The following is a 23046-nucleotide window of genomic DNA, read 5'->3' as shown; positions in this document are numbered from 1 at the left end:
ATGAACAAAGTCCATAAACTTACAAAAGTTTAAAGTCTTTTTTATTACTTTGCAGATTAAATGGGTACTAGGAATGGATTATACAATTAAGAAGGAACACGACTACCAGTATATCGAGGAGGGATCCGGCGATACTCTTCTGCTCCTTCACGGTTTATTTGGTGCTCTCAGCAACTGGGAAGGTGTTATCACCCACTTCATCCAAAAATACAAAGTCATCATTCCGCTTATGCCCATTCACGACATGCCCATCAAAGAGGCAGGTTGCGAAGGTTTAACCACATTCATTGAAGGATTTGTCGCCTACAAAAAGATGGACAAATTCAGCTTAATCGGCAATTCCTTAGGCGGCCATGTCGCCTTGATTTATACCCTAAAATACCCTGAGAAGGTTCAACGATTAATCCTAACGGGATCGTCCGGATTGTTCGAAAATTCCATGGGTGGATCCTATCCCAAACGAGGTAATTACGAGTATATCAAAGAGCGCGTGGAATACACGTTCTACGACCCGAAAACGGCGAGCAAGGAATTGGTCGACGAGGTATTCGAAATTACCAATAGCATTCCTAAAGTGATGCGCATTATCGCCATTGCCAAATCCGCGCAGCGGAACAATATGGCCAAAGATATTGTTCGGATCAAAACCCCTACCCTGTTGATTTGGGGCTTAAATGATACGATTACCCCACCGCAAGTGGGCCACGAATTCAATGAATTAATTCCCGGTTCAGAACTACATTTCATAGATAAATGTTGCCATGCACCCATGATGGAAAGACCGCAAGAATTCAACCATATTTTAGCCAAATGGCTAGACCAAAATCCCGTATAGCATGCTCACGCTCGCTTACTTATCGTACGATTTTCCGGTATTGAAACTAACAGATTCAATACAAAAAGCGATGAAGGCATTTCATACCCATGAACTGACCAACATCGCCGTTTTGGATGGTAAAAAGTATGTAGGCAATATCACCGAAGAGCTGGTGGCGAACAGCCAACATCCCGATGGAAAATTGAGTGAGTTAACAGCCTATTTCAAGGATTATTCGTTGGAGGCCGACGAGGATTTATTCGCTAGTCTACCCCTCTTTGAAAAGAGTCAATTCAAGTTAATCCCAGTCGTGAATGACGCCCAAGAATGGCAAGGATATATTAGCCTGAACACGGTGGGTGAAGCCATTGCACTGAACGGTTTTAATGGACAAGATGGTGGAGTTATTTACATCCCCTTCCACATTCAACACGATTCTTTCAGTTTAATTGCCCGAATTATCGAAGAAAATCGTGGATTAATTACGCGTTCATGTATGCTTCGAAATAGCAAAGATGCCTTGGGCTTACCCGAGTTAATGGTTCAAATCCAAACCGAACAATTCTCAGGAATCATCCAAGGATTGGAACGCCACGGGGTGATTATCAACAAAGCCTATATGTTTGGTAAGCGCGAAGCGGCTGATAATGAGCGCTTTGACTTATTAATGAAATTTTTAAATCCCTAACCGGTGTCACTACGTTTAGCCATTCATGGGAAGTCTTTTAATGCGGAAACCAAACCGCTGATGGAGGCCATTTGGCAAGAAATTACGTCCAAAAACTGCGTGCCCATTCTATCCGAATACTTTAAACAGCATTTACTAGAACACCAATTTGACGTAGCGAATATCCCTACCTACAACGAAAAAACGGGAACCCCGACCGACGCGCACATGGCGTGGAGTATCGGTGGCGACGGTACCTTATTGGAAACCTTGACGCACATCGGGGCGAAAGAATTACCTATTCTGGGTTTAAATACGGGCCGATTAGGCTTCTTGGCGACGTTGTCGCCTCAAGATGTTAGCCCGGCATTGGACCAATTAATCCAAGGAAATTACCGAATCGAAGACCGTACGCTGGTGAGCGTGCAGACGGACATCGAATTATTTGAGGATAAACAATTTGGCTTAAATGAGGTCGGCATTATGAAGACGGACACGTCTTCCATGATCGTGATCAAAGCTTTTGTGGACGGCAACTACCTCAATTCGTATTGGGCAGATGGTTTAATTGTGTCCACGGCCACCGGGTCAACGGGCTACTCGCTTTCAGTAGGTGGTCCTTTAGTGATGCCAAGTTCAGATATTTTAATCATCGCGCCGATGAGCCCGCACAACTTAAACGTGCGTCCATTGGTCGTTTCAAGTGAATCAAAATTGCGCTTTGAAGTCACGAGCCGCAGTCAAAATTTCCTAATTTCCATCGATTCCCGCTCCCGCGTCATCGATTCCAAATTCGCCATCGAGGTCCAAAAAGCACCTTTCGCAGCTAAAATCGTGAAGATTCCTGGAGATGATTTCTTAACTACGTTAAGGAGTAAGTTGAATTGGGGGTTGGATGTTCGAAATTAATTCCTGCGGAATTAATTTCGAGTCCGAAGCAGAAAAGTCCGGAGGAAAAAAGTCCGTAGTGATTTAGTCCGAAGTCCGAAGGAAATTAGTCCGGAGGGATATAGTCTGCAGTCCGTAGGAAAATCAGTCCGAAGTCCGAAGGAAATTAGTATAGAGTCGAAATATTAAAAGAATTTACTAGCAAATCAATTTCCTAAATCCTCCTCCGGACTTCGGACTTTTTCCCTCCGGACTCCATCCTGACTTACAACAACCTTTTGAGCTCATTCAACTTCAACAGCGCCTCAATCGGCGATAAGGTATTCACATCCAATTCGCCTAATTGCTCCTCGATTTTCTTGAGGCCTTCCGGGATTTCAGCACCGAATAAACTCAGCTGATAGTTGTTTTTCGGCATGTCTTTGAGCTTGTCTACATTCGCCTCGAGGACATGATCCTTCTCTAGATTTTGTAAAATCTCATGTGCACGCAGCACGAGTGAAGTTGGCATTCCGGCCATCTGAGCCACGTGAATACCAAAACTATGTGCCGATCCACCAGGAACTAATTTCCGCAAGAAAATAATCTTATTACCCACTTCCTTCACGGAAACGTGGAAATTCTTGATGCGTGGAAAATCCTCTGCCAATTCATTCAATTCATGGTAGTGCGTAGCGAACAATGTTTTGGCTCTGCATTTTGGATGGTTGTGCACATGCTCTGCAATCGCCCAAGCCATGGAAACGCCGTCATACGTAGAAGTACCCCGGCCAATCTCATCCAATAAAACCAAGGAATTATTGGACAAATTATTTAAAATCGCGGCCGTTTCGGTCATCTCCACCATGAAGGTCGACTCCCCTTTGGAAAGATTATCTGACGCCCCTACTCGGGTGAAAACCTTGTCCACTAATCCGATCGACGCAGAAGTCGCCGGCACGAAAGAGCCCATTTGCGCCATCAACACAATGAGAGCTGTCTGACGTAAAAGGGCCGATTTACCTGCCATGTTCGGCCCGGTAATCATAATGATTTGTTGGGTCTCGTTATCTAAATACACGTCATTGGGCACGTATTCTTCTCCCAATGGCAATTGCTGTTCAATAACGGGATGTCGGCCTGCCTCAATTTGTATCGAATCACCGGTATGTAACGTAGGCTGCACGTAACCGTTGCGTTTGGCCACGACGGCAAAACTGGTCAATACATCCAAGGTCGCGATGCCGTGCGCATTCAACTGAATCAACTCCAAATATTCGAGTGATTCACGCACCAGCTCATGAAAAATCCCAAATTCAATCGTCGATATTTTGTCCTCCGCACTTAAAATCTTCTCCTCATATCCCTTCAATTCCTCCGTAATGTACCGCTCCGCATTCACGAGCGTCTGCTTGCGAATCCACTCCGGCGGTACCCGGTCTTTATGCGCATTGGTCACCTCTAAATAATAGCCAAAAACCTTATTATAGGCCACTTTTAACGACGTAATACCGGTGCGTTCGATCTCACGTTTCTGCATCGCGGCCAGGTAGTCCTTGCCGTTTGTCGACAATAAATGTAGCTCGTCTAACTCCGCCAAATACCCCGTTTTGATGATGCCACCCTGATGCACGAGCATCGGTGCATCGTCGCGCAACGCGGACTCAATCTTCTGCACCAAATGCAAACACGGATTCAATTGATCCGCCCACTTCTGTAAAATTTCAGCGGGATGCGACGCCAAGGTTTCCTTGATCGCCGGAATTTGTTGCAAGGCTCGTTTCAATTGAACCAATTCCCGCGGGTTAATTCGCCCAGCCGCCACTTTGGAAATCAAGCGTTCCAAATCACCGATCGGCTTAAGTAAATTGATCAATGCCTCGAGGACATCGGGTAGTTCCAACAATCCCGCAACGCCTTGTTGGCGCTCCTGAATCGCCCCCAACTCCTTCAGTGGCAACACCATCCACTTCCGCAACAGACGCGCACCCATGGGCGTGAGCGTTTGGTCCAATAAGGAAATCAATGGAACGCCGCCTTCCTGCACGGAATAAACAAGCTCCAGATTACGAATGGTAAAGCGATCGAGCCACACAAATTTGTCCTCTTCGATCCGTTGGATCGTGGCAATATGACCCAATTGCTTATGCTCCGTCTCCGCCAAGTAATGCAAAATCACCCCGGCGGCGATGATACCCAGCGGCATATTTTCGATGCCAAAACCTTTCAGATTTTTGGTCTTGAAATGTTCGGTTAATAAGGGATAGGTAAATTCATGGGAAAAAATCCATTCTTCTAGGGAGAAGGAATGGGTTTGGTCCCCGAAATTTTCTTGGTACACCGAACGGTATTTTTTTGGGTATAAAATCTCTGCGGGCATGAAACTCTGAATCAGCTTTTGGACATAGGCCAAAGGCCCTTGCGAGCACATGAATTCCCCGGTGGATATATCTAAAAATGCCACGCCGTATTGCGCGTCTTTTTCTTGGTAGCTAATCGCGGCAACGTAATTATTGCGTTTATGATCGAGCACTTGATCGTTGAACGAAACACCGGGTGTCACTAATTCGGTTACGCCACGTTTCACGATGCCTTTGGCTTCGGCTGGATTCTCCAACTGGTCACAGATGGCTACACGCTGGCCGGCACGTACTAATTTGGGTAAATAGGTATCTAAGGAATGGTGCGGAAATCCCGCTAAATGATCATCGGCATTGCCGTTATTCCGGCGTGTCAGCGTGATCCCTAAAATTTTGGAAGCCTTGACCGCATCTTCGCCAAACGTCTCATAAAAGTCACCTACCCGGAATAGCAAAATAGCACCCGGATATTTGGCTTTGATTTGATTAAACTGTCTGGAAAGTGGGGTCTCTCCTTTTTTCAAAGGTTCTTGCCCATCGGGTAATTTTTTGGCCAAAATTTTTGTCGCTAATGAAAACAAAAATAAGTCAAATTTTATACATTTACCATTCTTTAAAACCTTATCAATAACTATGATTAATTCGTCTATTTACATTCAATCCCAACAAGAAGTTTTCGACGTGGTGATTGTGGGTTCTGGAGCCGGAGGAGGAATGGCAGCACATACATTAACGAAGGCGGGAGCCAAAGTTTGTGTGTTGGAAGCAGGCCAACCGTTCGACCCAGCTGACCCCAAAGACATGACCCAAATGAAATGGCCTTACGAGTCATTGCGCCGCGGTTCAAGTTCTTCACTACGTAATTTTGGTGATTTTGATGCCGCTTATGGCGGTTGGGATATCGAAGGAGAACCCTACACACGAAAAGATGGCACCAAATTCGACTGGTTCCGTTCGCGGATGGTGGGTGGCCGTACGAACCACTGGGGACGTATTTCCTTGCGTTTTGGACCGGATGATTTTAAAAGAAAAAGTATTGATGGATTGGGTGATGACTGGCCGATTGGCTATGACGATGTCAAACCGTATTACGATAAAGTAGATAAATTGATTGGGGTTTTCGGTACAAACGAAGGCTTGCGCAATAACCCGGATGGTTATTTCTTACCTCCTCCGCAACCTCGTTTGCACGAGTTAATGATTAAAAAGGCGAATAAAGCCTTAGGTATCCCGACCTATCCTTCCCGGATGTCGATGTTGACAAAACCCATCAACAATGAGCGTGGCCAATGTTTTTATTGCGGCCAATGCAACCGTGGGTGTTCGGCCTACGCGGATTTCTCTTCCTCTTCGGTATTGATTAAACCATCTGCAGCAACGGGTAATTTAACAATGTTGCCGTTCGCGATGGCGCGTGAGGTAACGACAGATCCGGCAACGGGTTTAGCGACTGGCGTTTCGTATATCCACACAGGTACGATGCAAGAATATACCGTACGCGGTAAGATTGTTGTTTTGGCTGCTAGTGCGGGTGAAACAGCTCGTTTATTATTGAATTCCAAAAGTTCTCGCTTCCCGAATGGTTTAGCTAATTCGAGTGGTGTGGTAGGTAAATATTTAAATGACTCGACGGGTGCATCTCGTTCGGCGATCATTCCGAAGTTGTTTGACAGAAAACGTTACAATGAAGATGGTGTGGGTGGTATGCACATTTACACGCCGTGGTGGTTAGACAACTCCAAACTAGATTTCCCTCGTGGTTACCACATCGAATATGGTGGAGGTATGGGTATGCCAAGTTACGGTTTTGGTTGGGGCATCGAAGGCCTAAACGGCCGCGAGAACTTCACACGTGATGGTTTGAAAAAGGCAGCGGGTGGATATGGTGCAACCTTGAAAGAAGATTACCGCAGGTTCTACGGAGCGTATGTGAATTTTGCAGGACGTGGGGAACCGGTTGTTCGTGAGGACAATTACTGTGAAATCGACCCGAATGTGGTAGATAAATACGGTATTCCGGTGTTACGTTTCCATTACAAATGGGCGGATTACGAAGTGAAACAAGCGAAGCACATGCAGGATACCTTTGAGGAAATCATCCATGCGATGGGTGGTGAGCCGATGGGCAAAAAGCCGGGTGCGGAAAATAATTATGGTTTGGCGGATCCAGGACGTATCATCCACGAAGTGGGCACGGCGCGTATGGGTAATGATAAGAATACCTCGGTATTGAATTCAAATTGCCAAGCACATGATGTGAAGAATTTATTTGTCGCGGATGCGGCGCCATTTGTTTCTCAGGGAGATAAAAATGCGACGTGGACGATTTTGGCATTATCGCTACGGACATCGGAGTACATTATTGATCAACGTAAAAAAGGCAACCTATAATGAAAAGAAGAGACTATTTAAAAAATATGGGCTTAAGTTCGTTGGGCTTAGCCGTATTCAATCCCGATGAAAAGGCGATTGAAAATTTAGAATTAGGCAAAACTGCAGTGAAAAGACCAAACGGTCGGACGCAAGAAGAGGCAGAAATGGAAGCCCGCTTACAGGCGGAAGTATTTTTGAACAAACATGAATTGGATACGATTACAATCTTGTCGGACATCATCATTCCGGCTGATAAGAAATCGGGTAGTGCGTCGCAATCGGGCGTAACGGCATTCATCGAATTCATTGTGAAAGATAAGCCGGAGTTCAAGACACCGATGCGCGGTGGATTACGTTGGCTGGACTCGGAGTCTAACAAGCGTTTTGGCAAGAAATTTACAGAGATTACCGCGGCACAACGTATCAACATCGTGGATGATATCGCTTATCCGGAAACGGCACCGAAGCATTTATCGCAGGGCGTGAGTTTCTTTACCTTGATGCGTAATTTAACGGCGACTGGATTTTATACGTCGAAGATGGGCATCGCGGATTTAGATTACAAAGGCAATACCCCGAATCAATGGAATGGTGTTCCGGATGAGGTATTGAAGCAGTATGGATTAAGTTATGACGCATAGTCGGGTCATTCGACCTAATATTTTCAAACACATTCCTCAGCTCGTGGCGGGTGTTTCGACTCGCCACGGCGGAGTGAGTTTACAAGCGTATCAATCATTAAATTTAGGGGTGCATACGGACGATGATCCATCGACCATCACTCAAAATCTTTCGCTTTTTTGTTCAGATTTAGGCATAGCGCCTGAATCACTAGCTCGCTCCTATCAGGTGCATGGTTCTGAAATTTGGACGACCTCTTGCGCGGGGTATCAGACAGGTTTTGATGCTGTTTTGACGTCCGAGCAGGGTATTATCGCCGGTGTGGGCATCGCGGATTGCTGCCCGATATTATTGGCAGATCCGGTGCGGTTTTCTGTCGCGGCCATTCATGCCGGTTGGAAAGGCACCGTCGCCCAAATCGTTTCCAAAACGGCCTCCGCCATGATGGCCAGCGGATCAAATCCCACAGATATCTTAGCGTACATTGGACCTTGCATCAGCCTGGAGCATTTCGAAGTGGGTGATGAAGTCGCGGAGCAATTTGAATCTAAGGAAAAGCGGGGCACGCGCTGGCATGTGGATTTAAAGTTGGCAAATGCCACGCAATTGCGCGATTTAGGCATTACCCAAATTGAAATTTCTAACTATTGCACGGTGGCGAATAACGATGTGTTCTATTCACACCGGAAAGAGAACGGGACTACGGGCAGGATGCTGGCGGTGATTGGATTTCAGCGAAGGGGGTAAACTGCCTGCCGCCCTTTACTTCCGATTCAAATCCCGCATAAACTGCGAAGGCGAAATCACCTGCTTCGGTTGAATCTCAAAAGCTGGCTTCCAATCCTTCCGCTTCAGATCTCCATTTTTGACCGATTTAATAAAACTCATCCACGCAAAAGGATTCGTTAAGGCGAGCATCGGACTCGCAAAAAATGTTCGATTCGCCTGAGAAGAAACCATCATGTCTGAGAAATTTCTAAAATTGGCACTCGCCCCCATCCCCGCCTGCAACGCAAAAACGTTCAACTTCGACTGCTCTAAATTATCGGCCAATATCCGCTTTTGACGCTCATCACGCACTTTCATGCTCAAAAAGGCTTTCTTGAATTCGTCCTCATTGGCATGTAAAAAAACCTTCACCTCCGACAACATCTTATTATCCTCCTGCATCTCAATGATCGCCTGATGCACCACATCCGTCTTCCGCGGAATCACATAATACTTCGGCTTATACCCAATGTACGTGAATACCAAACTATCCCCCGGAAAAACCAATAGATCTACTTGACCGAAATTATCACTTAACGCGCCCCGACCAGCCGCTGGATTGTAGACATATGCTAAAGGCAAATACTCAGAATTGGTGGATGAAACGACACGGGCATTGAATAATACGGTTTTGTCCTGCCCTTGGGCAAAGAGACGACTCGAGAAAGAGACGAAGATCAGAAGACAAAGTATACACCGACTAAACATCTTGCAAGATAAGTCAAATTACGATTGACGAAACATTAAAATTCGTTAACGAACTAATTTTAGAAATGTTATAATAAATGGAATAGAAAGTAACAAACCATCGAAACGATCCAGAAATCCACCATGACCCGGAATCGTATCCGCCGAATCTTTAATGTTGATGCTGCGCTTAAACAACGATTCCACCAAATCTCCATACGTTCCCGCGACCACAATAATAATCCCAATCGCATACCACTGAAACGCGGTGTAATTCGTAAAATAATTTCCTAACAGTGTAGCCACCACCATCGCTGTCACCAAACCACCAATACTTCCCTCCCAGGATTTCTTCGGGGATACACGCTCAAATAATTTCGTCTTGCCAAATTTCGTCCCCGCAAAATACGCCCCCGAATCACTCGCCCACAACAAAAACAAACAACCCATCACGATGTTGGGGTCATATTTTTCATCCTTGATAAAGGCTAAAACGGTCAACAACGCAAAGGGTAGTGCGACGTAAATAATGCCTAAAAACGTGTAAGCAATGTTTTTAAACGGCTTTTCATCTTTAGACTTATATAATTTGATGAAAAAAATCAGCGTCAATAAGGGTGAGAGTATGTAGTAATTCTGATACGCCACATCCCCCTTTTCAATAAAGAAGGTCAATAAATGCAATACAATGCCGCAAAATGTTCCGTAAAAGGTCAAGGGTAGGTTGTCACCCATGCTGCCCACCAGCTTGTAAAATTCCAACTGGGCTAATGCCCCGATGATCAAGAACAAGCCCAAAAACGTGTAATCTGAATAAATGATGCAAAACAACAAAATCGGGACGCCAATCAGCGCGGCGATAATCCGTTGTTGTAAATTTGACATTTGACGTAATCCCATATTATTTCACGACTAAAGTTCTCGCCTCCACTTCATCCTCCACATGTACATACAATTCCCAATTCCCTAAATCATAGGCACTCACTTTCTGGTTCAATACCACGGCGCGAATCTCCGCCTGCTCCCAAAGCAATGCTTTGTCCATTTCTAAATCGATTCCCGTGCGCGATTCCGCGATTTTGACCCAGTCTTTCATGATTCTTCTGTCCGCAAAAGGTACAATCTACGTAAATAAAACACGATCAATACCACGGATAGGGCGGCCGACCACCAAGGAATCTCCGAACCTAACTGCTCCGGATTGATTGAAATACTTTTCTTTTGATACATATAATGCATCGTCAGCGTCCATGCATTATTGAAGAAGTGTGCCAAAATCGGCACCCAAATACTTCCATACCACACATATAAATACCCAAAAAACGCACCCAAAAACATGCGTGGGAAAAATCCATAAAACTGGAAATGTATGAAACTAAAGATCGCCGCGGCCACCCAAATAGCCACATGCTTATTGCCGAAATACCGAACAAACATCGACTGCAACACCCCTCGGAAAAAGATCTCCTCACCTAGCGCCGCGATCCCAGCAATGACCATAATGGCCATAGCGAAGTCCATGTCCGACTGGAAATTCAATAAAAATTTAGTCAATTCCGCTAAACTACTTTCCGACGATTTCATCCACTGTTCCACCCCCTCAAATCCCGCCGGCAACACGATGTTTTCATTCCACTGAATGACATATTCCATGAAAGGCATGGATACCAAAACCGTCAAAACAGCCCAAATAAAGATCTGAAATCGAGGTGTTTCTCCCTGATTTAATTCCAAAATCGAACGCTTCTCCACAAATGATAAATAGGCCCAAGGACCCAAAACGAACGTGAATAAGGCCGAAAACCACTGCAAGGCCATCATGCCATGAAAGGCATTTCCATACTTTTGCGGATGCGCAATGAAGTCAATAAGTAATTTCTGAAACTGGTTTACATCGGTTGTGGGCAATTCCAAAATGGCCACCACCGCAAGCAATCCAAAAAACTGTCCCAAAAAGCTTCCCAAGAGGAAAAAACCAAAGAGACTTAAGAGGTTCGAAGCGAGGCCAAACCAACGAGTTGGCCCTGAATACTGGTTTTCTTGCATAATGGTCGTAAATTTACACAATTTTTAAACAGCATGGTAAAAATCGGCAACATCGAGCTAGGCTCATTTCCTTTACTTCTTGCCCCCATGGAGGACGTCTCAGACCCTCCATTCCGTGCAGTTTGTAAAGCAAATGGGGCAGATTTGATGTACACCGAATTTATTTCTTCGGAAGGCCTCATTCGTGACGCCGCAAAAAGCGTTCAAAAATTAGATATTTTCGAATACGAAAGACCGATCGGCATCCAGTTATTTGGCAGTTCCATCGAGACGATGGCTTCCTGCACGGAAATTGCCACCAAAGCTAGCCCCGATTTAATCGACATTAATTACGGTTGCCCCGTTAAACAAGTCGCCTGCCGCGGAGCTGGAGCCGCACTCCTACAAGATATTCCCAAAATGGTCGCGATGACGCAAGCCGTTGTCAAAGCTACCCACCTACCCGTGACCGTGAAAACGCGCCTCGGCTGGGATGACTCCACGAAAAACATTGAGGAAATTGCGGAACGTTTACAGGATATTGGCATTCAAGCATTAACGATTCACGGTCGGACCCGCGTGCAGATGTACAAGGGCGAGGCCGACTGGACGTTAATCTCCAAGGTCAAAGAAAATCCCCGCATCAAAATTCCGATTTTCGGTAATGGCGATATCGATTCACCTCAAAAAGCCCTCGAATACCGGGACAAATACGGCGTGGACGGCATCATGATCGGTCGGGCATCCATCGGTTATCCGTGGATTTTCAACGAAATCAAACATTATTTGGCCACAGGTGAGTTTTTAGCACCACCTAGCCTAGAGGAACGCATCGCCGTTTGTGAGTCACATTTGGACTTTTCAATTCGTTGGAAAGGTAACCATGGCGGCATCGTCGAAATGCGCCGCCACTATTCGAATTATTTCCGCGGCATGGACCATTTCAAACCATTCCGAATGAAACTGGTTACGAGCTATTCACTCGAAGAAATCAAAGAAACCCTACACGAAATTGCCATGCATTATGCCGGAGAATAAAAAATCAACACTTATTATTTTCCTGTCTATTTTGGCATTGGCTTTGATTTGGGGCAGCTCATTTATCCTCGTTAAAAAATCACTCGTTCATTATTCGGCCCTGCAAGTAGGCGCACTGCGCATCTGCTCCGCCAGCCTCTTCTTCTTCCCCATTTTTTTGAAGCGGTTCAAATACATGGAGAAAAAACATACGAGCTCATTTTTGCTCGCAGGTCTGACGGGCAACTTGATTCCTGCGATGTTGTTTGCGATCGCCGGCCAACACCTTTCCAGTGCCTTATCGGGTATGCTCAATGCCTTTACCCCACTTTTTACGCTATTTATCGGCATCGCATTTTTCGCCCAACCCTTCATTTGGAAGCAAATGACTGGGATTTTAGTGGGACTCGCAGGTTGTCTAGGACTTTTGTTTGCTGGCCAAGGATTGAATATAGATTTTAACATCCATGGGCTTTGGGTCGTATTAGCGACGTTCTTGTATGGCATCAACATGCACATTGTCAAAACCCGTTTGAGCGATATGCATCCCTTGACTTCCACCGCGGGTATTTTCATGGTGATCGGTCCATTGGCGCTCGGCGTATTGATTTACACGGGATTCTTTAGCCTTCCACTGGATCAAGAACACCTGTGGTCATTCATCGCGGCGATGGCTTTAGGTCTTTTCGGCTCAGCCATCGGGATGCTGGCCTTCAACCAAATCATCAAATGGACCAGCGCCATCATCGCCAGCTCGGTCACTTACATGATTCCCATCGTCGCATTAGGTTGGGGTTTCGTGGATGGAGAAGCCATTTATATGCTGCAAGTCGCGTCCATGTTCGTCTTATTGGCCGGTATTTATTTGGTCAATAAATCAAAAAACTGATAAGCTTTTCGCGTTTTTACATTTACCAAAAACCTGATTAAAAGAGCCCGTACATTCGTTCATCCAAGCACAAACGATGAACGAGCTCACCATGGCCTACCTCTGGAAAAATCAGGAATTTTCCAGTAAATCCTTATCCCTCACAAACGGCGATCAGGTACACATTTTGCATCCCGGGATCGAGAATAGGCATGCGGGGGCAGATTTCCAACAAGCCAAAATTAGGATTAACGACCTGCTGTGGGTGGGTGCCGTGGAGTTGCATGTGCGCGCATCCGATTGGAATGTACATGGGCATCACACCGACCAGAGTTATGAAAATGTCATTTTGCACGTCGTCTGGGAACATGACCGGGAGATCAGCTATGTGAATGAACAGCAAATCCCAACCTTCTGCTTATCCACCTGGGTTTCCCAAACCGCCATCTTAAACACGACATCAGGTGAACTCGCCTGCGCCGCATTTTTCCCGAGCATCGCACAGGCAACCAAACAAGAAATGCTCGACCGTTGCCTCGAGGAGCGCCTCCTCGAAAAACAGGCACATATCACGACTTTGTTACAAGCCACTGGCTACGATTGGGAGGAAACATGTTACCAGTCACTCGCGAAGTCCTTTGGCTTTTCACTCAATGCAGAACCGATGCTACGACTGGCTCAAAATTGTCCACTCAAACTCATCTTGCGTTACCGCGATCGTCCTTATGCCGTCGAGGCAGCGCTGTTTGGTTTAGCGGGTTTATTGGAAGAACCTGTCCACGATGCCTACCAATGGGAACTGCGGCGTGAATACATTCATTTGAAAAAGAAGCATGGCTGGGAAGCAAACTACCTGCATATCACCGACTGGAAATTATTGCGCCTCCGCCCGTCGAATTTTCCGAGTATCAGACTCGCGCAATTTGCGGAGGTGGTTAGATCCAACTGTTCGTTGATTTCCCTCCTGCTCGAAATGCAGGATTTGAAAACACTGCGCCAGCTCTTTGAAATTCCCACGATTGACTACTGGGCGACCCACACGCATTTCGGTAAAACGAGTAGCACCCATCAAACCCGCTTGGGTCAAGGAGCCTTTGAATCCATTTGTATGAATACCCTCATTCCATTGCTTTTTGCCTATTCTACAAGTAAGAGTACCTCTATTTATGCAGAAAAAGCGCGGCGCTGGCTTAGGGAGCTCAAGGCGGAAAACAATGTGATTACGCGGAAATTTACTTCACTAAATACGACCTTGCGGCATGCAGGCGACTCGCAAGCCGCGCTCCAATGGCATAAAAATTACTGTGCCAAGAAACGCTGCTTGGCCTGTGCCGTGGGGGCAGAAATTCTTACTCCGACTTAATTATCGGCCCGCGCGTTCCGATTCCATTTTCATTAAACGCTTCGATTTGGAAATAATACGTACGGTCTTTATCCATGGATTTGAAGTAATATTCGTTGGCCCCGAATACCTGCACCGACGTATACATTTTATCTGGCGCGATGCCCGAATAGATCACATAACCAGTCGCATTTGTTACATGACCCCATTTCAACCACGCACTGCGTTTGTCATGATCGCCACGTAAAACAAGTAAATCTTTCACCGTTGACGGTTTTTCATCATGCCCTAAACCGAAAACACGCAAACCGCTAATCGCAAATTTACCTGCCGCCATGTGGCGATTCGTCAAACGGATAATGCGCGCTTCAATCGGTTTGGCTAATTCGATGTAATCATGCGGCACATCGGTTTTGTTTTTTGATTTATCTACGGCTATAGTCCAGCGTTTCCCATCCACACTGTATTCGATGACGTATTGATGGTAAATACCATTGATCTTACCTAGAAAAGAGGAGTCTACATCTTGATCAGCGTAATTTACTTGAATCGCACGCACGGTGGAAACCGCGCCTAAATCAGACTCGATGAATTCACCGGGCTTCGCAGACCGCGCCGACCAGTACGTTTTCATTTGTTCGTCCACCGCGTAATTTGCCCCGTAGCCCGGCAAACTCGATGACACGCGCACGGGTTTGTTGTAATTTAAGAGCATCCAGCCCGTGAATAAATCACGTGGATTTTCGGTGCGCGTTGTAGGCATCCGATGTGGATAATCGCCATATGCCGTATTCGTATACAATATTCCATCCGCGTCGAAAGCCGTTGGCCATAAACCTAGTCGGCGTTCAAAACTATTTTTCACCGCAATTGTAATCGTGGACACATGCCACCAATTTCCATAACGCCCTTCAAATGTGGCCCCATGCCCCGCCCCGCGTGTAAATCCACCCGGCTTAAACGAGAACGGATTATGTGCTTGATAGGTAAATGGCCCGAAAGGCTTGTCGGCCGTATACACCCCATCTCCATACGCTGAAAACTCCGTACCCGGCGCGCCGTATTGCAGGTAATATTTTCCTTTGTATTTATTCATCCAGGCACCTTCCATAAAGGGTTTTAGGAACGTGTTGTCTTGGTATTCACCAAATCGCTCCCAGCCATGTACATCATCATGTAAACGAATTAAATCATGGCGCTCGCCGATGGGCTGAAGTGTTTTTCGGTCGATTTCCTGCCCATACATCGGGTAAAAATTGCTGGACCCGTGATATAAATAAACGCGTTTGTCGTCGTCTTCAAAGAATGCGGGATCCCAAGCTCCGGCGGTGAAAGCATGAACGGCTTCTTTCCAGGTATCGGTTTGGGGTTTTTGGCTATACCACAAGGTGAAATTTTTCTCATAAGTGGACCCGATGACCAATAAACTATCGCCTAACACGAGGGTGGCTGGTGCACATAATTCATCGTACACCTTGTTGTAGGGTTGTAAAAATTTACGTGAAATAAATTTCCAATCCACTAAATCATCACTGACCCAATAGCCCCATTGGTTGGTTGAGAACAAATAATATTGGTCTTTGAAATAGGCAATGACCGGATCTGCGGTGGCCCGGTGACGCCCTTGCTCTGAAAAATTAGGGATGGGTGTAAACCCGTAATCCAAATTCATCGGATTGCAAAAAGTCTTTTGGGCGTAGGTGGCAGTGGAAAGTGAAAGAATGAATATCAGAATGGAAACAATTTTCATCTTTAATTGTATTAATTTTGAAGTCATCAATTAATCATGGGCAATTTAAAAAAATTCAAGGGAATATGTTGGGGCATTTTGCTAGTGACCTTGTGGTTTGCCCATTTGGCCTATTTGCTCAGTCGGCCTTTCGATCCCGCCAGCCCCTGGACCTACCTGGGCATTCTGATTCAAATGCATTTATATACCGGTTTGTTCATCACGTCTCACGACTCGATTCATGGTGTAGTTAGCGTGGAATATCCTGTTGTAAATAATGCGATTGGTCGGTTCTGCACGATTTTATTTGCCTTCAACAACTACACGGTTTTGCGCAAGAAACATCATGAGCATCATGCCCATGTGAATACGGCGGGTGACCCGGATGTGCATCAGGGTAATTTTTTTGTATGGTGGTTTAAGTTTATGTGGCAGTATGTGACGTGGCAACAAGTCCTCGCGATGGCCATTACCTACAATATTTTGAAATTATGGATTCCGATGTGGAATTTGATCCTTTTCTGGGAATTGCCAGCGATTTTGAGTACGCTTCAATTGTTTATTTTTGGGACGTATTTGCCACATCGCGGGGAGCATACACCGGGAAATAAAACACAGTCACGGAGTCAGTCCCGGAATCATGTATGGGCATTTATTTCCTGTTATTTCTTTGGCTATCATTATGAGCATCATGACCAACCGTATTTGCCGTGGTGGAAATTAGCGGCGGCAAAAGATCAGGCTGAAAATTTTACCAAATAGCGAATAAATTTTCTAAATTTGCACCGCACAAATCACGACAAACACCCTTTTTCCATGCAAGAAACTAAATACAAACGTATCCTCTTGAAGCTTTCTGGCGAGGCATTATCGACAAAAGATGAAGTGATTGACCCGGTTATTTTAGGTCAATACGCCGCAGAAATTAAAAAGGTACATGATTTAGGGGTAGAAGTAGCGATTGTGATCGGCGGAGGAAATATTTTCCGTGGTGCGAGTGCTGCCAAAGCGGGCATTGACCGCGTGCAAGGAGATTACATGGGTATGTTAGCCACCGTAATCAATGGGATGGCTGTTCAAGCTGCTTTAGAAAAACAAGGATTATATACGCGCATGATGACTGCCTTAAAGGTAGAAGCGGTCTGCGAACCATTTATTCGTCGGCGTGCTATTCGTCACCTCGAAAAAGGCCGTATTGTGATTTTCGGCGCAGGTACGGGTAACCCGTATTTCACGACGGATTCCACAGCCTCGTTGCGTGCAATTGAGGTGGAAGCGGATGTGGTTTTAAAGGGTACGCGTGTGGATGGTGTGTACACGGCGGATCCAGAAAAAGATCCTACGGCTACTCGATTTACCCAATTAAGCTTTTCGGATGCGATTCAAAAAGGCTTGAAGATTATGGATACAACGGCATTTACTTTATGCCAAGAAAATAATTTACCGATCATTGTTTTTGACATGAATAAGCCAGGAAATTTGGCAGATTTAGTGTCTGGTGCGGATGTGGGCACGTTAATTAGTTAATACAACATGGAAGAATTAGAGTTTTTTATTGAAGCAACGCAAGAGACCATGGACGGTGCGATTAAGCACTTGAACATTGAGTTATCTAAAATTAGAGCTGGAAAAGCGAGTACGTCGATGCTGGATGGATTGATGATCGATTACTACGGCATGCCTACGCCTATTTCAGGTGCGGCGTCTATCACAACTCCTGATGCGCGTACGATTGCCATCAAACCTTTTGAAAAAGGGATTTTTGGTGAAATCGAAAAGGCGATTCGCAATTCAAGTTTGGGTTTAAATCCCATGAATGACGGCGAGTTAATTCGTTTAGCCATTCCACCGTTGACAGAAGAGCGTCGTCGCGATTTAGTAAAGCGGGTAAAGCAGGAGATTGAGGTGGCGAAAATCAACATTCGGAATGCACGCCAAGATGGCAACAACAGCATCAAGAAATTAAAAGGCGATGGTGTATCGGAAGATGCAATCAAAGCCAGTGAAGATAAGATTCAAAAAATCACAGACGGATTTATCTCCAAAATTGACCAAATCTTTACGGACAAAGAGAAAGATATCATGTCGGTGTAAACCACAACCCAAGCCCGGTCATCGATCGGGCTTTTTTTATGCCTGACTTTTCACGACGGCGTAACCTACTTCGAGCATCCGCCGAATATCTAATTTAGTGAAATGCTGCATGTCCACAGTCAAGGGCTGAATAGGTCGAATGTTCTTGATTTTTACGCGCTGGAAACCTGTAAATGGCCCCTCGGCCTGAGGTGATCCATCGATGGGTAAGGTACTGTTGATTAACATGGTTTCGCGCAGGTCAGCATTTAGAATTTCGTTAACGGCGATGTCCATGACCCGGTCCACGAGGGCCAATAAATCACCGGTATCAAACATACCACCTTCGATGGTTTCGGGGTGACAACTTACACAGACAATTTCCGTGGCGCCGTCTTCGAGCGCTTTTCGAATGGGTGTCACATCGCGTAAACCTCCGTCTAAAAAACTTCGCCTGGCTTCGCCGTTGATTTGGACAACTGGCATCAAAATAGGAATGGCAGATGAGGCCATCAAATAGTCAAAAAATGCCTCCTCACTGGGATCAACATAATGCATTCCTCCATCGATGACATTCACCGCGCCTATTTTCAGTGCGACGGGACTGGCATTTAAATTACGAGGGCTCAACTCTTCTTCGAGCAGCGTGCGCAAAGGTTGTGTAGAGACTAAACCTTTAAACTTTTTCTTCAGTGCGGACCAACCCAATTCGAAAATAGACAAGGGTTTAGATAAGCTATCTGGGCTCGTGATGCGCGTCTCCCAAAAATCCCATAAATCACCTGCCGCTTGGGCGAAAGAAACATGTCCTGTCGCTAAGGCTTGTTGGCCTATCCGATTCACCAAATATGCCGCATTCAAACTCCCTGCTGAAATTCCATAAATCGCGTCGGGTTGAAATCCTTGCTCGGCCAAAGCTTTGATGGCGCCGGCCTGAAAAGCACCTTTGACGGACCCTCCAGCGAGGACTAATATCTTGCTCATATATTTTAGTTTATTTAGCGGAGCGGAAACAATTTATTCCAATAAGTGGTTAAATTTACACAAATTATAACGCCACCTACTAGGCTCTTCCACGAAAATATGCCCTATTCCATCTCCTCCATTCAGGCGCCCATTGCGGAACCCATGAAGGCATTTGAAGGTAAGTTTCGGCAGTTCATGAAGACCAAGGTCATGTTGCTCGATACGATCATGAATTACATCGTGCAACGCAAGGGCAAGCAGATGCGTCCGATGTTCGTGTTTTTGATGGCAGGGACGGTGGGCGAAATCTCCGAGAAAACCCATCGCGGGGCCGCATTAATCGAACTATTACACACAGCAACTTTAGTGCACGATGACGTCGTGGATGAATCGGATTATCGTCGGGGTTTTTTCTCCATCAATGCCGTTTGGAAAAATAAAATTGCGGTTTTGGTAGGCGACTACCTGCTCTCGAAAGGACTTTTGCTTTCGGTTGATCACAAGGATTTTGATTTGTTGACCTCCGTGTCTACCGCAGTACGCGAGATGGCGGAGGGAGAATTACTGCAAATTGAGAAAGCACGAAAATTAGATATTACCGAAGATGTTTACTTTGACATTATTCGTAAAAAGACGGCTACGTTGATTTCAGCTTGTTGTGCCGTGGGTGTACAGTCGACTAAAGCGGATGAAAAATATGTGGCTTTAGCTACTGAGTTTGGCGAGAAAGTGGGAATCGCATTTCAGATCAAAGATGACTTGTTTGATTACGGGGATGCGGAGATTGGAAAGCCGCTAGGCATTGACATCAAAGAAAAGAAAATGACGTTGCCGCTGATTTATGCCTTGCAAAACACGGATAGGTCAACACGGAAATTCATGATCAATACGATTAAAAACGATTCGGAGAACCCGAAGAAAGTACGCGAGGTGATCGAGTTTGTTAAATCAACTGGAGGCTTGACTTATGCGACAGCGAAGATGCATGCGTTTGCCCAGGAAGCCAGAAGCATTTTGGCTCAATTCCCTGAATCCAACTACCGAGATTCGCTCGGGGATTTATTATCCTATACCATCGAAAGACAGAAATAAAAAAGGAGACCACATAATGGGTCTCCTTTTTTTTGCAATCTATTTAGAAATATTTCTAGCGAGGTCCGCCGAAGCCTCCGCCTCCGCCACCCATACGCATGCCTGGCATACCCATTGGTGCAGGAGATGCTGGAGCGGCATCGCCACCACCTTCACCTTTGGTATCGTCATTATTCACCGACTTCTTCTTTTTCGTAGGACCAAAAGTCATCTTACCGATTCGGTACGTGAAATTGATTTTAAAGTTCATGTTACGCAACGTATTTTTTGACTGTTGGTCAATCGTTGGCGTCTTCGTCTCGCTACGAATCACAAAACCGTTTGGTGTAAAGAAGTTTTCAGCACCAAAACCTAAACTTCCTTTTTTGTTCTTAAAGTCTTTTCTAAAGCCTAGGCTGTAAATTCCAAAGCCCCCTTGAGATCCTTGCAATTGAATTTGATTCACACGATAGAATGAGAACACTTGCGCACCCCATCCGTTACCGATATTGTAGTTACCAAACACACGGAAGTTTGATTGCAAACCTTCATTGCGAGCTGACAACATTTTATCGGCAACATTATTCGCCAATACCATGTAAGACAAATCACCGCCACCACCTAACATCAATTTGTTAGATAGATTTACGTTCAAGTTAATATTCACCCCATACGCATCTTCATTACCAATGTTCATGGCTGTGGTTTTCACCGTATCTCCGTAAACGGTACGAATGTTACTGATCGCTCCCGTGGTATTACGCATGAAGAATGACGAAGAAATGTAAGTCTGCTTGATGAATTTACTGTACGAAACTTCGTAGTTATTGGTAAACTCAGGCTCCAAATTTGGATTTCCTTGCGAAATATTCAATGGGTTTGTCGCGTTGATATTCGGGTTTAAGTTTTGAATACCTGGACGTTGAATACGGCGGTTATAACTAAATCTCCACGTACCTGACTTGAACGATTTAGACATATTGAAACTTGGTACTAAAACACCATATGGAGGGATCTTCGTATTTTGACCTTCGTTCTTCAAGAAGCTCGCTGTAATGTCTGTTTGCTCAAAACGTGCACCTGCTTTGATTGACCACTTATTTTTAGTCGTCAAGGTGTAAGACGAATACGCTGACCAAATGCTTTGGTTGTAATCGAATACGTTACTTGGTAAAATTAAATTATTTACCGGCGTGTAGATTCCGTTCTTGTCTCCTGTAAACGACGCATAATCTGAAGTCACATCACGTGAGATGGCTTTGGCACCAAACTCAACCATGGACATTTTATTAATTGGCGTTTGATAATCCATTTGAATCGTCGCCTCTTGATTGTACGAATCATTCACGTTTTTGATCGAACTCATGATTTCACTCATCGTAGAATTTGGATTCAAGATCGAGTTATAAAAATCGTTCGTCCGGTTGTTCCGACTAAACATCGTTAATACCGAAAATTCTTTTTGCGCTTTGGCAAACGTTTTCGTGTAATCGATATTGATATCGACGTTGGCCGACTGATCCAAGGCGTTCGTGTTACGTAAGCTAAACAACTTATCGTTACGAATCTGTGACAAACCATCTTGCCAGTTATTTCCATTACGTAAACCAAAACGCACACTTGAAGTCACGGAATTGTACTTGTTGATATCCCAATCAAAACCCAATTGGTAGTTTCCGAAAATACCTTCGCGACGCGTTTCAGCTGTTTGAATGTTGGTATTACGAACTCCATTAGCTGCGTTTGTGATTTGCGTACTTTCAAACTTTCCGTTCACATTGTATTCCGAACGACCGAAACCTCCCAAAGAAAGACCCCAGTTTTTATTTCTGAAGTTACCATTTAAGGACAAATTAGACCCTCGGTAACCAGCACTTGTATCTAAATTCAACGTCAAACCTTGTAAAGTATTCTTCTTTGTCACAATATTAATGATACCCGCAGAACCTTCTGCATCATAACGTGCTGATGGCGAAGTAATTACTTCAACCGTCTTAATCATATCTGCAGGAATTTGTCTCAAGGCATCTGATAAACTAGACGCCATGATCGTTGAAGGCTTGTTGTTGATTAACACCTTCACGTTGGTAGAACCACGTAAAGAAGGATTTCCATCCAAATCCACCGATAACATCGGAACCTTTTTCAATACATCCGTTGCGTCACCGCCGCGGTTTGTTGCATCTTTTTCCGCATTGTACACGGTACGATCGACACGTTCTTCGATCAAGGCGCGCTGTCCTTCCACAGTTACCTCTTCTAACATTTTTGTGCTAGATGCCATAGAAATCACGCCCAAGTCTTGGTCGTCATTTTTGGCAGAAATAGAAACAAATAACGTTTTGCTATTGTAGCCAATGAACGAGACGATTAATTTATAATCACCTACGGCTACTTTACTGATGGTAAATTTACCTACTTGATCAGCAACCGCCCCATCGACTGGTCGGCCTGTCGTTTTGTTAATCAATGCAACCGAAGCAAATTCAACGGGTTTTTTGTCGGTGGAATCTAATAGATATCCAACAATCTTAGCTGATCCTTTAGGAGCGGCCTGTGCAGTTCCTGGAATAACTGCTTCTTTTTTCGCTGGTGCCATTCCGAAGCCTCCGGGAATTTGAGCATCTACAGTGAAGACGGTAATTAGGCTGGTAATTAAAATAAAAAGGTATTTCATATATAATTTAGTTTGGCAATAATTCGTTTCAATCAATTCCGGTCACAAAAATCTGCATACATTTAGTATACCTTTTAATTTTGCGACCAAAACAGGTAATTTGTAGGTCAATTTGTAC

21 protein-coding genes are annotated in these 23046 nt (G+C 45.0%); 13 read left to right on the top strand and 8 right to left on the bottom strand.

Annotated elements, in window-relative coordinates:
- Positions 1 to 73 precede the first annotated feature (73 nt).
- Genes U0R10_RS01265 through U0R10_RS01255 form a run of 3 tightly spaced genes read left to right on the top strand, consistent with a single transcriptional unit; the run spans position 74 to position 2393 of the window.
- On the top strand, positions 74 to 835 hold the full coding sequence (locus tag U0R10_RS01265) for an alpha/beta fold hydrolase (RefSeq protein WP_377981867.1): 762 nt from the start codon (positions 74 to 76) through the stop codon (positions 833 to 835).
- A 1-nt stretch (position 836) separates the two neighbouring features.
- A complete protein-coding gene (locus U0R10_RS01260) occupies positions 837 to 1505 on the top strand; it encodes a CBS domain-containing protein (RefSeq protein ID WP_377981866.1) in 669 nt (222 codons plus the stop codon).
- A gap of 3 nt (positions 1506 to 1508) precedes the next feature.
- Complete coding sequence (locus tag U0R10_RS01255) at positions 1509 to 2393, top strand: NAD kinase (RefSeq protein ID WP_377981865.1); 885 nt, start codon at positions 1509 to 1511, stop codon at positions 2391 to 2393.
- A 244-nt stretch (positions 2394 to 2637) separates the two neighbouring features.
- Here the strand turns inward: U0R10_RS01255 and mutS are convergent, their stop codons facing one another.
- Complete coding sequence (gene mutS, locus U0R10_RS01250) at positions 2638 to 5268, bottom strand: DNA mismatch repair protein MutS (protein WP_377983002.1); 2631 nt, start codon at positions 5266 to 5268, stop codon at positions 2638 to 2640.
- A gap of 76 nt (positions 5269 to 5344) precedes the next feature.
- On the opposite strand from mutS, the gene U0R10_RS01245 reads away from it, so the two are divergent.
- From U0R10_RS01245 to pgeF, 3 genes are read left to right on the top strand one after another with little or no spacing between them, the layout of a single operon-like run.
- Positions 5345 to 7102, top strand: coding sequence for a GMC family oxidoreductase (locus tag U0R10_RS01245; RefSeq protein ID WP_377981864.1), 1758 nt, complete (start codon positions 5345 to 5347; stop codon positions 7100 to 7102).
- A complete protein-coding gene (locus U0R10_RS01240) occupies positions 7102 to 7725 on the top strand; it encodes a gluconate 2-dehydrogenase subunit 3 family protein (RefSeq protein ID WP_377981863.1) in 624 nt (207 codons plus the stop codon). The genes U0R10_RS01245 and U0R10_RS01240 overlap by 1 nt, the downstream gene beginning before the upstream one ends.
- Positions 7715 to 8452, top strand: a complete 738-nt coding sequence (pgeF, locus tag U0R10_RS01235; RefSeq protein ID WP_377981862.1) for a peptidoglycan editing factor PgeF — start codon at positions 7715 to 7717, stop codon at positions 8450 to 8452. Before U0R10_RS01240 ends, pgeF begins: the two co-directional genes overlap by 11 nt.
- A 15-nt stretch (positions 8453 to 8467) precedes the next feature.
- Here the strand turns inward: pgeF and U0R10_RS01230 are convergent, their stop codons facing one another.
- Genes U0R10_RS01230 through U0R10_RS01215 form a run of 4 tightly spaced genes read right to left on the bottom strand, consistent with a single transcriptional unit; the run spans position 8468 to position 11206 of the window.
- Positions 8468 to 9181 (bottom strand): carboxypeptidase-like regulatory domain-containing protein, encoded by a 714-nt coding sequence (locus U0R10_RS01230; RefSeq protein WP_377981861.1) that lies wholly within the window; start codon positions 9179 to 9181, stop codon positions 8468 to 8470.
- Positions 9182 to 9226: 45 nt separating this feature from the next.
- On the bottom strand, positions 9227 to 10060 hold the full coding sequence (locus U0R10_RS01225) for a phosphatidate cytidylyltransferase (RefSeq protein WP_377981860.1): 834 nt from the start codon (positions 10058 to 10060) through the stop codon (positions 9227 to 9229).
- 1 nt (position 10061) lies between these two features.
- Positions 10062 to 10256 (bottom strand): putative signal transducing protein, encoded by a 195-nt coding sequence (locus U0R10_RS01220; protein WP_377981859.1) that lies wholly within the window; start codon positions 10254 to 10256, stop codon positions 10062 to 10064.
- Positions 10253 to 11206 (bottom strand): CPBP family intramembrane glutamic endopeptidase, encoded by a 954-nt coding sequence (locus tag U0R10_RS01215; RefSeq protein ID WP_377981858.1) that lies wholly within the window; start codon positions 11204 to 11206, stop codon positions 10253 to 10255. Before U0R10_RS01215 ends, U0R10_RS01220 begins: the two co-directional genes overlap by 4 nt.
- A gap of 33 nt (positions 11207 to 11239) precedes the next feature.
- Between U0R10_RS01215 and dusB the strand changes: the two genes are divergently transcribed.
- From dusB to U0R10_RS01200, 3 genes are all read left to right on the top strand, one after another.
- Positions 11240 to 12223, top strand: a complete 984-nt coding sequence (gene dusB / locus U0R10_RS01210) for a tRNA dihydrouridine synthase DusB (RefSeq protein WP_377981857.1) — start codon at positions 11240 to 11242, stop codon at positions 12221 to 12223.
- On the top strand, positions 12210 to 13091 hold the full coding sequence (locus tag U0R10_RS01205) for a DMT family transporter (protein WP_377981856.1): 882 nt from the start codon (positions 12210 to 12212) through the stop codon (positions 13089 to 13091). The genes dusB and U0R10_RS01205 overlap by 14 nt, the downstream gene beginning before the upstream one ends.
- Positions 13092 to 13167: 76 nt before the next feature.
- Positions 13168 to 14433, top strand: a complete 1266-nt coding sequence (locus tag U0R10_RS01200) for a DUF2851 family protein (protein WP_377981854.1) — start codon at positions 13168 to 13170, stop codon at positions 14431 to 14433.
- Here the strand turns inward: U0R10_RS01200 and U0R10_RS01195 are convergent.
- Positions 14420 to 16162 carry a family 43 glycosylhydrolase gene (locus tag U0R10_RS01195; protein ID WP_377981853.1) on the bottom strand — a complete coding sequence of 581 codons (1743 nt, stop codon included), beginning with the start codon at positions 16160 to 16162 and terminating at the stop codon, positions 14420 to 14422. The two genes, U0R10_RS01200 and U0R10_RS01195, sit on opposite strands and share 14 nt — an antisense overlap.
- Positions 16163 to 16198: 36 nt before the next feature.
- Here U0R10_RS01195 and U0R10_RS01190 point away from each other — a divergent pair, with 36 nt between their 5' ends.
- Genes U0R10_RS01190 through frr form a run of 3 tightly spaced genes read left to right on the top strand, consistent with a single transcriptional unit; the run spans position 16199 to position 18235 of the window.
- Entirely contained in the window at positions 16199 to 16903 is a 705-nt protein-coding gene (locus U0R10_RS01190) for a fatty acid desaturase (protein WP_377981852.1), read from the top strand.
- A 54-nt stretch (positions 16904 to 16957) separates the two neighbouring features.
- Positions 16958 to 17668 carry a UMP kinase gene (gene pyrH / locus U0R10_RS01185; protein ID WP_377981851.1) on the top strand — a complete coding sequence of 237 codons (711 nt, stop codon included), beginning with the start codon at positions 16958 to 16960 and terminating at the stop codon, positions 17666 to 17668.
- Positions 17669 to 17674: 6 nt separating this feature from the next.
- The gene (gene frr / locus U0R10_RS01180; protein WP_377981850.1) at positions 17675 to 18235 is read left to right on the top strand and encodes a ribosome recycling factor; all 561 of its coding nucleotides are present in this window, start codon (positions 17675 to 17677) and stop codon (positions 18233 to 18235) included.
- A 36-nt stretch (positions 18236 to 18271) separates the two neighbouring features.
- Here frr and U0R10_RS01175 read toward each other — a convergent pair whose 3' ends face one another.
- Positions 18272 to 19198 (bottom strand): patatin-like phospholipase family protein, encoded by a 927-nt coding sequence (locus U0R10_RS01175; RefSeq protein ID WP_377981849.1) that lies wholly within the window; start codon positions 19196 to 19198, stop codon positions 18272 to 18274.
- A 99-nt stretch (positions 19199 to 19297) separates the two neighbouring features.
- Between U0R10_RS01175 and U0R10_RS01170 the strand changes: the two genes are divergently transcribed.
- On the top strand, positions 19298 to 20272 hold the full coding sequence (locus tag U0R10_RS01170; RefSeq protein WP_377981848.1) for a polyprenyl synthetase family protein: 975 nt from the start codon (positions 19298 to 19300) through the stop codon (positions 20270 to 20272).
- Positions 20273 to 20327: 55 nt separating this feature from the next.
- Here U0R10_RS01170 and U0R10_RS01165 read toward each other — a convergent pair whose 3' ends face one another.
- Positions 20328 to 22928, bottom strand: a complete 2601-nt coding sequence (locus tag U0R10_RS01165) for a TonB-dependent receptor domain-containing protein (protein ID WP_377981847.1) — start codon at positions 22926 to 22928, stop codon at positions 20328 to 20330.
- Positions 22929 to 23046 lie beyond the last annotated feature (118 nt).

This window comes from Aquirufa avitistagni, assembly GCF_042715545.1.
GTDB classification, from domain to species: Bacteria; Bacteroidota; Bacteroidia; order Cytophagales; family Spirosomataceae; genus Aquirufa; species Aquirufa avitistagni.
Note: the sequence above shows the minus strand (reverse complement) of the source record. Positions and strands in the feature narration are given on the sequence as shown.

Bases quoted from the DNA above. Each gene is read 5' to 3' on its own strand.
- U0R10_RS01170 (WP_377981848.1), top strand. From the start codon at position 19,298: ATGCCCTATTCCATCTCCTCCATTCAGGCGCCCATTGCGGAACCCATG.
- U0R10_RS01205 (WP_377981856.1), top strand. From the start codon at position 12,210: ATGCCGGAGAATAAAAAATCAACACTTATTATTTTCCTGTCTATTTTG.
- pgeF (WP_377981862.1), top strand. From the start codon at position 7,715: ATGACGCATAGTCGGGTCATTCGACCTAATATTTTCAAACACATTCCT.
- U0R10_RS01240 (WP_377981863.1), top strand. From the start codon at position 7,102: ATGAAAAGAAGAGACTATTTAAAAAATATGGGCTTAAGTTCGTTGGGC.
- U0R10_RS01265 (WP_377981867.1), top strand. From the start codon at position 74: ATGGATTATACAATTAAGAAGGAACACGACTACCAGTATATCGAGGAG.
- U0R10_RS01195 (WP_377981853.1), bottom strand. From the start codon at position 16,162: ATGAAAATTGTTTCCATTCTGATATTCATTCTTTCACTTTCCACTGCC.
- pyrH (WP_377981851.1), top strand. From the start codon at position 16,958: ATGCAAGAAACTAAATACAAACGTATCCTCTTGAAGCTTTCTGGCGAG.
- U0R10_RS01245 (WP_377981864.1), top strand. From the start codon at position 5,345: ATGATTAATTCGTCTATTTACATTCAATCCCAACAAGAAGTTTTCGAC.
- U0R10_RS01260 (WP_377981866.1), top strand. From the start codon at position 837: ATGCTCACGCTCGCTTACTTATCGTACGATTTTCCGGTATTGAAACTA.
- U0R10_RS01190 (WP_377981852.1), top strand. From the start codon at position 16,199: ATGGGCAATTTAAAAAAATTCAAGGGAATATGTTGGGGCATTTTGCTA.
- U0R10_RS01230 (WP_377981861.1), bottom strand. From the start codon at position 9,181: ATGTTTAGTCGGTGTATACTTTGTCTTCTGATCTTCGTCTCTTTCTCG.
- frr (WP_377981850.1), top strand. From the start codon at position 17,675: ATGGAAGAATTAGAGTTTTTTATTGAAGCAACGCAAGAGACCATGGAC.
- U0R10_RS01215 (WP_377981858.1), bottom strand. From the start codon at position 11,206: ATGCAAGAAAACCAGTATTCAGGGCCAACTCGTTGGTTTGGCCTCGCT.
- U0R10_RS01225 (WP_377981860.1), bottom strand. From the start codon at position 10,060: ATGGGATTACGTCAAATGTCAAATTTACAACAACGGATTATCGCCGCG.
- U0R10_RS01165 (WP_377981847.1), bottom strand. From the start codon at position 22,928: ATGAAATACCTTTTTATTTTAATTACCAGCCTAATTACCGTCTTCACT.
- U0R10_RS01200 (WP_377981854.1), top strand. From the start codon at position 13,168: ATGAACGAGCTCACCATGGCCTACCTCTGGAAAAATCAGGAATTTTCC.
- dusB (WP_377981857.1), top strand. From the start codon at position 11,240: ATGGTAAAAATCGGCAACATCGAGCTAGGCTCATTTCCTTTACTTCTT.
- U0R10_RS01220 (WP_377981859.1), bottom strand. From the start codon at position 10,256: ATGAAAGACTGGGTCAAAATCGCGGAATCGCGCACGGGAATCGATTTA.
- U0R10_RS01175 (WP_377981849.1), bottom strand. From the start codon at position 19,198: ATGAGCAAGATATTAGTCCTCGCTGGAGGGTCCGTCAAAGGTGCTTTT.